This window comes from Pseudomonas agronomica (assembly GCF_025917275.1).
Classification (GTDB): Bacteria; Pseudomonadota; Gammaproteobacteria; order Pseudomonadales; family Pseudomonadaceae; genus Aquipseudomonas; species Aquipseudomonas agronomica.
The window spans coordinates 1-434 of the sequence record NZ_JAOSHO010001056.1 but is presented as its reverse complement, the minus strand read 5'-3'; the positions used below and the strand labels follow the sequence as shown (position 1 = coordinate 434).

Here is a 434-nt window from a genome sequence, read left to right as displayed (position 1 = left end):
AGGCCGCCGTCAGATCAGCCCGCTGGAATTGCGCCCCCTGGGCAAACAGGCCCCAGCCCTGGATCGCCTTCAGCTTGGCACCGCTGAAGTCCGCCAGGCGCAGATTACTTTGTTGCAGGCTGGCTCGATTGAGATTGGCGCCTTGTAGCTGCGCTTTCTCGAGATTGGCCAGGTCCAGCCGCGCGTGGCGCAGGTCGGCATCGCGCAGGTCCGCGCCGGCGAGGTTCATCTTGCGCAGGTCCTGGTTCGCCAGTTTTGCGCCCCGCAGGTTGGCGCCGGGGCATTGGCTGGATTCGGCGATGGTGCAACCTTTGATTGTCAGAGCGGTGTCGGGGTCATCGGCATGGGCAACGGCGCCGATGAACAGAAGCAGTAATGGCAAAAATTTCATGGCAGGAACTCGGTGTTAACTGTGGGAGCGAGCTTGCTCGCGA

The 434-nt window shown here is 62.4% G+C and carries 1 protein-coding gene; it reads right to left on the bottom strand.

Annotation, left to right across the window (positions count from 1 at the left end; translation table 11 throughout):
• The coding region (locus OC610_RS28875; RefSeq protein ID WP_264433227.1) for a pentapeptide repeat-containing protein at positions 1-391 on the bottom strand (391 nt) is incomplete at its 3' end.
• Between the last annotated feature and the right edge of the window lie 43 nt (positions 392-434).